9 protein-coding genes are annotated in these 9368 nt (G+C 47.3%); 6 read left to right on the forward strand and 3 right to left on the reverse strand.

The window, feature by feature from the left end; genetic code table 11:
* Positions 1 to 95 precede the first annotated feature (95 nt).
* The gene (locus GWG06_RS08735) at positions 96 to 1781 is read right to left on the reverse strand and encodes a M56 family metallopeptidase (protein WP_160712599.1); all 1686 of its coding nucleotides are present in this window, start codon (positions 1779 to 1781) and stop codon (positions 96 to 98) included.
* A 3-nt stretch (positions 1782 to 1784) separates the two neighbouring features.
* Positions 1785 to 2150: a BlaI/MecI/CopY family transcriptional regulator gene (locus GWG06_RS08740; RefSeq protein WP_127042818.1), complete on the reverse strand. Its 366-nt coding sequence runs from the start codon at positions 2148 to 2150 to the stop codon at positions 1785 to 1787.
* 171 nt (positions 2151 to 2321) lie between these two features.
* On the opposite strand from GWG06_RS08740, the gene GWG06_RS08745 reads away from it, so the two are divergent.
* From GWG06_RS08745 to GWG06_RS08755, 3 genes are all read left to right on the forward strand, one after another.
* On the forward strand, positions 2322 to 3017 hold the full coding sequence (locus GWG06_RS08745) for a cell division ATP-binding protein FtsE (RefSeq protein ID WP_127042820.1): 696 nt from the start codon (positions 2322 to 2324) through the stop codon (positions 3015 to 3017).
* 163 nt (positions 3018 to 3180) lie between these two features.
* Positions 3181 to 3453, forward strand: coding sequence for a 30S ribosomal protein S15 (rpsO, locus tag GWG06_RS08750; protein WP_079470431.1), 273 nt, complete (start codon positions 3181 to 3183; stop codon positions 3451 to 3453).
* Between the two features lie 123 nt (positions 3454 to 3576).
* Positions 3577 to 5910: a polyribonucleotide nucleotidyltransferase gene (locus GWG06_RS08755; protein WP_160712601.1), complete on the forward strand. Its 2334-nt coding sequence runs from the start codon at positions 3577 to 3579 to the stop codon at positions 5908 to 5910.
* 84 nt (positions 5911 to 5994) lie between these two features.
* Here the strand turns inward: GWG06_RS08755 and GWG06_RS08760 are convergent, their stop codons facing one another.
* The gene (locus tag GWG06_RS08760; RefSeq protein WP_127042824.1) at positions 5995 to 6579 is read right to left on the reverse strand and encodes a hypothetical protein; all 585 of its coding nucleotides are present in this window, start codon (positions 6577 to 6579) and stop codon (positions 5995 to 5997) included.
* A gap of 134 nt (positions 6580 to 6713) precedes the next feature.
* On the opposite strand from GWG06_RS08760, the gene prmA reads away from it, so the two are divergent.
* The 3 genes from prmA (at position 6714) to GWG06_RS08775 (ending at position 9220) form a co-directional block, all read left to right on the forward strand.
* Entirely contained in the window at positions 6714 to 7541 is an 828-nt protein-coding gene (prmA, locus tag GWG06_RS08765; protein WP_160712603.1) for a 50S ribosomal protein L11 methyltransferase, read from the forward strand.
* 114 nt (positions 7542 to 7655) lie between these two features.
* Positions 7656 to 8297 (forward strand): glycerol-3-phosphate 1-O-acyltransferase PlsY, encoded by a 642-nt coding sequence (gene plsY, locus GWG06_RS08770; protein WP_127042828.1) that lies wholly within the window; start codon positions 7656 to 7658, stop codon positions 8295 to 8297.
* 113 nt (positions 8298 to 8410) lie between these two features.
* A complete protein-coding gene (locus GWG06_RS08775; RefSeq protein WP_127042830.1) occupies positions 8411 to 9220 on the forward strand; it encodes a M48 family metallopeptidase in 810 nt (269 codons plus the stop codon).
* The last annotated feature ends 148 nt before the right edge of the window (positions 9221 to 9368 follow it).

Below are 9368 nucleotides of genomic sequence, written 5' to 3' on the forward strand. Positions count from 1 at the left end.
AATGGCGAGTGAGGACGAAGATATAAGCGGATAAAAATTTACTTCTTCGCTTATATCTTCGTCCTCACTCGCCATTCATCATTCGTAATTCGTAACTACTGCATCTGGAATCTTACCGGCAAATTAAACTGCACCGTCACCTCTCTGCCATTCTGCTTACCTGGCTTCCATTTGGGCATTGCTTTCACTACTCTGATGGCTTCGTCTTCCAGTCCCATTCCTTTTTTTGCACCTACTGTTGTAACAGCATTTATTGCACCATCAGCTTCCACCAGGAACTGCACGAAAACGGTACCTCCTGCTTTTTGCTGAACTGCAGCTGCCGGGTATTGGAGATTTTTACTGAGATAACGTGCCAGGGCTTCTTCTCCGCCAGGAAATACCGGCGGTTGCTCCACGAAAGTGAAGATTTCGCGTGAGGAGGAAGGTAATGCGGCAGCTGCTTTTTCTTCTGTTATTGAAAAGCGGATGGGCAGGTTGAAGAGTACGGCAACCTGATGGCCGTTCTGAACACCTGGCTGCCACCTGGGCATGGCCTTAACTACTCTGATGGCTTCTTCTTCCAGGCCATCGCCTTTCCTGGCGCCTACTGTGCGTACATCTGTGATGTAGCCTTCCCTGGTAACAATGAACTGGGCGAATACGGTGCCTCCTGTACCTTTTTCCTGAGCCGCTTTCGGGTACTTAATGTTGGCGGAAAGATATTTCACCAGCTCGTTTTCTCCGCCAATAAAGGCGGGGGGTATTTCTACAAAAGTGAATACCTCATTTACTTCATCTACTTTCTTTGTTTCTTTTGCTGCTTTGGGAGTATTGACCTGTTTTTTCTTCACCGGTGTACTGGTGTCTGCGACCGGTGTAACGGTGATGGCCCTGTTGCCTGCTGCCACATGCATCCGAATGGCGGAGGGATGCTTGTCGGCTGCAAAGGCTAGAGAGCAGAAGATCAGCGCTGCTACGGGTAGTACCAGTATTCTGCGCAGGTAACTGAATCGCGGTTGATAAAAATGTGTGAGCATAAGGATTCTTCGTTTTATTGGCGGATGAAAAAAATCATTGGTAATAGCAAACTGTTTGCTCTGAAACGTCATCTGCAGAATGGTTTGCGCATAATCAGATACTTCTTCTCCGGCGGCATTTTTATCTGCAATAAATTCATGAATCAGTGCCAGTTCTCTTTTTATCAGCAGGAAAAAAGGATTGATCCAGCCAATGGCGCTGATAAATTCCATGAAAAGCTTGTCGGTACTATGTTTTTCACGGATGTGAACCAGCTCGTGCCGCAGTATCTGTTTGCCTGCCGGCGTGTCCATCGGCGTATGTGTATCCCAGAATATGTAGCGGAAAAAAGAGAAGGGCGCCTGGATGGCGTTGTGCCGGGCAAAACGGTAGGGCGGTATTTCCGTTACCTGGCTGTGGCGGATCAGCCGGCGTATCTTGATGATGCTGATGAGCAGGCGGCCCGTCAGCAGTAACGCTACCAGGCTGTATATAACGATAACCCCTGTACGAAGATAGTCGGCGGGTGTAGCGGCCGGTGTTACGGACTCCCGCAGCGTGATAATGCGGGTGGTGTAGGTCATCATCACCGAAGGCTCCTCCTGTATGGCCGGCAGCGGGATGTGCAGCAGGGGCGTAACCAGCGACAGCAGCGTAATCAGTACCAGGTAGTACCGGTTCCACTGGTGAAAACGGTTGTTACGGAGCGCGATGTGATAATACAGGTACAGCACGGCGCTGCAGAGTATCATTTTTGACAGATAGGCGGCTAAAGGCATCATAACCTACTTTTTTTGGGTGTCCTTGATTTTCTGCAGCAGTTTTTCCAGGTCGGAGACACTGAGTTCCTTTTCTTTTACGAAGAAGGATACCAGGTTGCTGAAAGACCCACCGAAGTAGCCTTTTACGAGATTGTTGACCGTTTTGTGGCTGTAGGCGTCCTTGGTAATCAGCGGGAAATACTGGTGCGACTTGCCATAGGCTTTGAAGTCAATGAAGCCTTTCTCCATTAAAATCTTCACCAGGGTGGATACGGTGTTGTAATGAGGCTTCGGCTCAGGCATGGCTTCTATAATATCTTTTACAAAAGCCGGCCCCGTTTGCCATAGCGCCTGCATCACCTGTTCTTCCGCTTTGGTAAGCTGTTTCATAGCATTTCATTTATATCAGCTAATCTATAACTAATTTTTTAGTTGAACAACTATTTTTTTAGTTTTTAGATCAGGAGAGCAGAATTTTTATGATACTGTACACAACGAGTTATTTTTTAATTGGTTATTTTTGCCGGAAGAACTCAGCTTACATTAAACAGAAACTAGGACATGACGCCTGAACAACCTATCATCCAATTAACGAATGCCAGTATATACCAGGGAAATTCATTGATTTTATCTGATGTAAATATCACGGTGAACAAGGGAGAGTTTGTGTATCTTATTGGAAAAACAGGTACTGGTAAATCCAGTTTATTGAAAACACTGTATGGTGATCTGCCGTTAAGGGAGGGTTCCGGTCAGGTGGTGACCTTTGATCTGAAGAAGATGGACTGGAAGAAGGTGCCTTATCTGCGCCGTAATCTGGGCGTGGTGTTTCAGGATTTTCAGCTGCTGACAGACCGTAACGTGCACGACAACCTGAAGTTTGCCCTGCGCGCTACCGGCTGGGACAACAATAAGGAGATGGAAGATAAAATTGCGGATGTACTGGATAAGGTCGGACTGGGTACCAAGGGTTTCAAGATGCCGTATGAATTATCCGGCGGTGAGCAGCAGCGTGTAGACATTGCCCGGGCCATGCTCAACTCCCCGAAGCTGATTCTGGCCGATGAGCCTACCGGTAACCTGGATCCGGAAACATCCGATGGTATTATGCAGCTCCTGTTCCGCATATGCCGCGAAGGAACAGCGATTGTAATGGCTACCCATGATTATATTGTGCTGCAGAAGTTCCCGTCCAGGGTATTGCGCACAGAAAACGGAAAAGTAGCCGATATTGCGGCCATGAATTTTTCCTCCTGATAAAAAATGAACCTATTTGCTGTAAAATAATTATTTACAGATGTAAATAATGCCGTATGAATTATTAAATTCCGGCTTTATTGGTAATTCATATTTTTTAAATTACCTTTGCACCGGAAAAATAGCGATAAAAACACATTATTATTACTTATTATTATTAAAGATGTCTTACTTAACTGTTGAAAAGAAAGCCAATATTTTTAAGGAATTTGGCGGAAGCGAGAAAAATACAGGCTCCGTGGAAGCGCAAATTGCCCTGCTGACTGAGCGTATCAACAGCATTTCCGGTCACCTGAAACAAAATAAAAAAGATTTCTCTACTCACCGCGGTTTGATGAAAATGGTAGGTCAGAGAAAGCGTCTGCTTTCCTATCTGTCTAAAACCAACCTCACCGGCTACCGTGCCCTCATCGAGAAGTTAGGTATCAGGAAATAACCTTGACTTAATTATAGCGCTATTCCCAACTTTCTGGTTGGGAATAGTTTTTTTGTATGTATACGTTTTGTTGTTCTTTGTGATTGTTTAAAGAATAACGTTATCATTAATCCTCACTTTATTATGAATCTGACACCTATTTCAGTGAAATTCGATATAGGAGACGGTCGTATGGTGACCATCGAAACCGGCAAGATGGCCAGACAGGCTGACGGAGCGGTTACGGTGCGTTTAGGGAATGCAATTTTGCTGGCTACCGTAGTGGCTAACAAAGAACCCAAGCCAGGCCAGTCATTCTTCCCGCTTACTGTTGACTACCAGGAAAAATTTGCCTCTGCCGGCCGCATACCCGGATCTTTCTTCAAACGTGAAGGCCGCCTGTCCGACTACGAAGTTTTAATCTCCCGCCTGATAGACCGCGCCCTGCGCCCACTGTTCCCCGACAACTATTTATGCGAAGTACAGGTACTTGTTACACTCATCTCTTCCGATCCTGAAGTAATGCCCGATGCACTGGCCTGCCTTGCTGCATCTGCTGCCCTGGCCGTTTCTGACGTGCCTATCCAGGAAATCATCTCTGAAGTACGTGTAGCCCGTATCGACGGAAAATATGCCATCAACCCTAACCGTTCCGATCTGGCGAAAGCTGATATGGACTTCATCATCGGTGCTACTGAAAAGAACATCATGATGGTGGAAGGGGAAGCTAAAGAATGCCAGGAAGAAGACCTGATCGCTGCCATCGAAGCGGCACACGCTGCTATCAGAGTGCAGGTGAAAGCGCAGGAAGAACTGCGTGACCTGAAAGGTATTACCGGCAAGCGTGCATACTCCCTGCCGCACCAGAACGAAGAACTGAAAGCAAAAATTGCTGCTTTCGCCAAAGATAAAATCTACCAGGTTGCCAAATCCGCTTCCGCTAAACACGACCGCAGCGATGCGTTCGCCGTTATCGGTACGGAACTGGTAGAACACCTGGGCGAATTACCGGAAGAAGATCAGCCGCTGGTAAAAGAATACCTGCACGATCTGGAAAAAGAAATCATCCGTAACATGATCCTGGATGAATCCGTTCGTCTGGACGGCCGTTCCCTGGATCAGGTACGCCCGCTGGCGATGGAAACAGATATCCTGCCTTCCCCGCACGGTTCCGCCCTGTTTACCCGTGGTGAAACACAATCCCTGACTACCGTTACCCTGGGTACGCCGGAAGATGAACTGCTGATCGAAAGCGCGGCAGTTTCCAACTACGTTAAATTTATCCTCCACTATAATTTTCCTCCGTTCTCTACCGGTGAAGTGAAAATGATGCGCGGCCCCGGCCGTCGTGAAGTTGGTCACGGTAACCTGGCAATGCGCTCCCTGAAGCAGATGATGCCAGGCAGCGACTACGCCTACACGGTAAGGGTGGTATCCGATATTCTTGAATCCAACGGTTCTTCCTCCATGGCTACCGTATGTGCCGGTTCACTGGCATTGATGGATGCCGGCGTACCTATTCCCAAACACGTTTCCGGTGTGGCAATGGGTCTGATCTCCCGCGCTTCCGATGGTAAATGGGCTGTATTAACCGATATCCTCGGTGATGAAGATCACCTGGGTGATATGGACTTCAAAGTTACCGGTACCCGCGACGGTATCGTTGGTATCCAGATGGATATCAAAGTAGACGGTCTGAGCATGGATGTAATGCGTTCCGCACTGGCACAGGCCAAGAAAGGCCGCCTCCACATCGTGGATGCCATGTACGAAGCAGTGCCTGCTGCCCGTCCTGAACCTAAACCACATGCACCACGCATGGAGAAAATCATCATTGACCGTGAATTTATCGGTGCGGTGATCGGACCAGGTGGTAAAATCATACAGGAAATCCAGCGCGAAACCGGTACTACCATCAACATCGAAGAAGTGGGTGAAACCGGTGAAGTAAGCATCTTCTCTGCACAGAAAGATGGTCTGGACAGAGCAGTAGCCTGGGTTAAAGGCATTGTTGCCGTTCCTGAAGTAGGAGAAGTATACGATTCCGTAGTGAAATCTATCATGCCTTACGGCGCATTTGTGGAATTCATGCCTGGTAAACAAGGGCTGCTCCACATCTCCGAAGTTTCCTGGAAACGCCTGGAAACGATGGACGGCGTACTGGCTGAAGGCGATAAGGTAAAAGTGAAACTTACCGGTACAGATCCTAAAACCGGTAAATTCAAACTGAGCCGCAAAGTGCTGATGCCTAAACCGGAAGGTTACGTGGAAAGAGAAGAGCGCGAAGATCGTGGCGATCGTGGTGACCGTGGCGGTTTCCGCGATGACAGACGCGGTGGTGGCGACAGACGCAACGACCGTGGTCCGCGTGACGACAGACGTGGCGGTGGTGACAGACGTGATGGCCGCAACGACCGCGGTCCTCGTCCTGAGCGCCCTGAAAAACCACAGGAGCCTACTTTCGATGAAGAGGCATAATCACAGCGTTGATAACTGAAATTAGATAAAAAAAGCAGCCACTGTATGGTGGCTGCTTTTGTTTTATACATGTACTGCCATCCGTCAGGCTTTGGCTTTATACGTTGTAATCTGTTCCACGCAGAAAGTGCTTTCCCGGAATATTTCCTTCCCGTTGTTCAGCCGGAATACCCGGTAATTGCTATTCTCAATCGGCTCAAATATCAGTTTATAGGCAGGCTGCACTGCTTTATTACTTCTCTCAATTACCTTCAGCCGGCCACTGGTCAGCAGATCCGCCAGTATTTCCTCAATATAGGGCATCAGTATACCCTGATCTTCCGACCAGAGCAGATTCATCCGGTCTGTCCGGTAGGAAAGGTCCCTGTTCAGCGAATCTTCCAGGTAGCAGTAGGCTTTCTGAAAATGCGTAGCCAGCTCGCTGTTGTTCAGCCGCGAAAACTGGATGTTGCGGAATATTTTGGAACCGGCCCTGTTATTACGCAGGGTGGTATCCATGGTAATCATGTAGTCCTGCAGGTATTGCCGGTCAAAAACCAGGATGGCATTGTCTCCCTGGTATACCACGGAGTCTTTCATTTCTTCCACCGGTACTACTTTGATGATTTTCTGCGCCATGGCAGATAAAGACATGGTAAAGGCTGTCAGTAACAGCAGAAATGTTCTCATAGGTGTATTATGTATTTATTATATGTCAAATATAGTATATTCGTAGTTTTTTGAGACAAGGGGTATCAGGAAATCTTTTTCTGAACGGGCCGGTGATGAGTGGTGTTACCGGCAAATCATTATATTTGCTGCATATGTCACATATTGCTATAACAATGCATGCCGGCGAAGAACAGGCGGACATGCTGATAGCCCGCCTGGCGGAAGCTGGTTATGAAGGGTTTGAGGAACAGCCGGACGCGTTGATTGCCTATATTCCGGAAGGAGATTTTGATGAAGCTGCCTTACAATCTGTATTGTCTTCCTACGGTATAGATTATACGAAAGAACGGATCGAGCAGGAGAACTGGAATGCAGTATGGGAGAGTAACTTTCAGCCTGTGCTGGTAGATGATTTCTGTGGTATCAGGGCGGAATTCCACCCACCGTTTACACCGGTACCGGCCTATGAGATAGTGATCACGCCTAAAATGGCTTTCGGCACCGGCCATCATGCTACTACTTCTTCCGTAATCAGGTTAATGCAGGGCATCGCCTTTGAAGGAAAAGACGTATTTGATTTCGGTACAGGTACGGGTATACTGGCCATACTGGCGGAAATGATGGGTGCTGTCAGGGCAGATGCCATTGATTACGACGAGTGGGCGGTCAATAACACCATTGAAAATGTAGCAGCCAATAACAGCCACCGGGTAAAAGTATGGCAGGCAGATAATCTGGATGCCGTCACCCATACCTACGACGTGTTACTGGCGAATATAAATCTCCATGTATTACTGCGTTATATGCACGATATGCGCCGTTTACTGAAAGAAGGGGGAATGCTGGTACTGAGTGGCATTATGCCGGCCGATGAAACACAGATCCTGGAAGCAGCCATCCCTGCCGGATTTGCGCTCCAGCAACGGATAGAGAAGGATAACTGGCTGGCGCTGCAACTGACGGCTATTGCTGTAAAATAAAATAAAATTTTATATGAAAACAGTTGATAATCCAACTTTTGTGTTATTAACTTTTCTAATGTTTGCTTAATTTTAACATAGAATTTGTTATCTTAGCAATCCTAACTTATAGTGATGACAGTAATTTTATTGCTTTTTTGCGCTTATCTGATAGGATCTGTTCCTACAGCCGTTTGGGTAAGTAAAGGCGTTTTCGGAATGGATATCAGGGAGTTTGGCAGCGGCAATGCCGGTGCAACCAACACTTTCCGGGTACTGGGTCCAAAAGCGGGAACATTTGTAATGGTGGTAGACATGCTGAAAGGTGTACTGGCAGTGCGTCTGGCTTATCTGGTTTCCTATTATCACAATCCTGAGCATCTGACACAGCTGGTAAACCTGCAGATAGGTCTTGGCCTGGCTGCTGTATTAGGTCATATTTTCCCTATCTGGGCCAGTTTTCGCGGAGGTAAGGGCATTGCTACCCTGTTCGGACTGGTGCTGGCTATTCAGCCGCTCGTAGCCCTCTGCGTGGTCGGCGTTTTTCTGATGATACTGTTTCTGACGAGATATGTATCTTTAAGTTCCATCATCGCAAGTATTGCATTTCCTATTCTCATCCTTTATATCTTCAATGAGCCTGAAATTTTTTACCGCATTTTTGCTATCGCTGTAGCTTTGCTGGTAGTATTAACGCATCAGAAAAACATTACCCGTTTACTGAAAGGTAATGAAAGCAAGGTGCCGTTATTTAAGAACAGGAAGGATAAAAACTAATTCGGCTATCAGCTGTTAACAGAAAGCATAAAGTAAAAAGCAGGGCTTCAAAGTGTGCATGCTTTTTGCTTTATGCTTTTTGCATTTTAGCGCTTTATAAATTTGATTCACCCATGAAAAAGATCGCCATCATCTGCACTGCCGGCATAGGCCTTTTGGCAGCATGCGCACGTGTTCCCATCACAGGACGCAGTCAGTTAAACCTCGTTCCGGAAAGCACAATGGAATCAATGGCCCTACAACAGTACCAATCATTTCTGTCCGAGAACAAAGTAGTTTCACAAACCACCAGCAAGGATGCTGAAATGGTAAAGCGGGTGGGCCAGCGTATTGCTGCCGCTGTCACACAATACATGAACCAGAATGGTATGGGTAACCAGGTAGCCAATTACAAATGGGAATTTAACCTGGTGAACAGTAAAGAAGTGAACGCCTGGTGTATGCCCGGCGGTAAAGTAGTTGTGTATACCGGCCTGCTGCCGGTAACACAGAATGAAACGGCGCTCGCCTGCGTAATGGGACATGAAATTGCGCATGCTATTGCCCGTCACGGGAACGAACGTATGAGTCAGGGACTCCTGGCGCAAGGCATACAGGTAGCGGGTTCCGTGGCTTTAGGTAAAAACCCTACGGCCGTAAACATCTTCAATCAGGCCTTCGGTATCGGCGGTAATGTGGGGATGCTGGCGTTCTCCCGTCAGAATGAGCTGGAAGCAGATCACCTCGGTGCTATCTTCATGGCTATGGCAGGCTACAACCCGCAGGAATCCATTCCTTTCTGGCAACGCATGGCCAACATGAGCAATGGCCAGAAACCACCTGAATTCCTCAGCACTCACCCCAGCGATGCTACCCGCGTTCAAAAGCTGCAGCAACTGATGCCGGAAGCGATGAGGTATTACAGGCCGGGAGGAAAAGTGTGATTGGCAAAAATTACGAATTACGAATTGCGAATTACGAATGAGGAGCGAAGATCTAAGCGATTAAGTATAACTTAATATCCTCTTAGATCTTCGCTCCTCATTCGTAATTCGCAATTCGTAATTCGTAATTAACTTATTTCAATTACCT

Source organism: Chitinophaga solisilvae, from assembly GCF_009928525.1.
In the GTDB taxonomy this organism is placed as follows: domain Bacteria; phylum Bacteroidota; class Bacteroidia; order Chitinophagales; family Chitinophagaceae; genus Chitinophaga; species Chitinophaga solisilvae.

Excerpts from the sequence above, each read along its gene's own strand:
- GWG06_RS08735 (WP_160712599.1), bottom strand. The coding sequence starts at position 1,781 with ATGATGCCTTTAGCCGCCTATCTGTCAAAAATGATACTCTGCAGCGCC.
- GWG06_RS08740 (WP_127042818.1), bottom strand. The coding sequence starts at position 2,150 with ATGAAACAGCTTACCAAAGCGGAAGAACAGGTGATGCAGGCGCTATGG.
- GWG06_RS08745 (WP_127042820.1), top strand. The coding sequence starts at position 2,322 with ATGACGCCTGAACAACCTATCATCCAATTAACGAATGCCAGTATATAC.
- rpsO (WP_079470431.1), top strand. The coding sequence starts at position 3,181 with ATGTCTTACTTAACTGTTGAAAAGAAAGCCAATATTTTTAAGGAATTT.
- GWG06_RS08755 (WP_160712601.1), top strand. The coding sequence starts at position 3,577 with ATGAATCTGACACCTATTTCAGTGAAATTCGATATAGGAGACGGTCGT.
- GWG06_RS08760 (WP_127042824.1), bottom strand. The coding sequence starts at position 6,579 with ATGAGAACATTTCTGCTGTTACTGACAGCCTTTACCATGTCTTTATCT.
- prmA (WP_160712603.1), top strand. The coding sequence starts at position 6,714 with ATGTCACATATTGCTATAACAATGCATGCCGGCGAAGAACAGGCGGAC.
- plsY (WP_127042828.1), top strand. The coding sequence starts at position 7,656 with ATGACAGTAATTTTATTGCTTTTTTGCGCTTATCTGATAGGATCTGTT.
- GWG06_RS08775 (WP_127042830.1), top strand. The coding sequence starts at position 8,411 with ATGAAAAAGATCGCCATCATCTGCACTGCCGGCATAGGCCTTTTGGCA.